The 350-nt window shown below is 64.9% G+C and carries 1 protein-coding gene; it reads left to right on the top strand.

Going from position 1 to position 350, the window contains the following annotated elements; genetic code table 11:
• The coding region (locus FHL16_RS34235; RefSeq protein ID WP_158080559.1) for a hypothetical protein at nucleotides 1–350 on the top strand (350 nt) is incomplete at both ends.

Here is a 350-nt window from a genome sequence, read left to right as displayed (position 1 = left end):
ACCTTGTGGGTCGAACCCAGGCATTGGCTGACCGGGACGCACACGCTGGCGTACCGGGTGACCCGTTTCAATCAGGGTGCCGAGACGTTTACGCCGGCGCTCAAGCTCTACGCCAAGCTGGAGATTCCTGCGGGCCAGGACACGGACGACACCCCAGGCAGCCACTCGAACCTCTACCTGTTCATCGATCCGGCCATCGTCGAGAACATCGTCGACAAGGAGCTCGCCGCGGCCGGGGTGGACATCATCATTCGGGCCGAGTCCGGGACCGGTGTGCCTTATCCGGATGCGGCGGTGGGCGATGTCATGGTGCTGAGCTGGGGCGGTGTGCTCGTGGAATCCGCGCCGCT

It is taken from the genome of Pseudomonas sp. FSL W5-0299 (assembly GCF_005930655.1).
Classification (GTDB): Bacteria; Pseudomonadota; Gammaproteobacteria; order Pseudomonadales; family Pseudomonadaceae; genus Aquipseudomonas; species Aquipseudomonas mandelii.
This window is presented reverse-complemented; position numbering and strand designations above follow the sequence as displayed.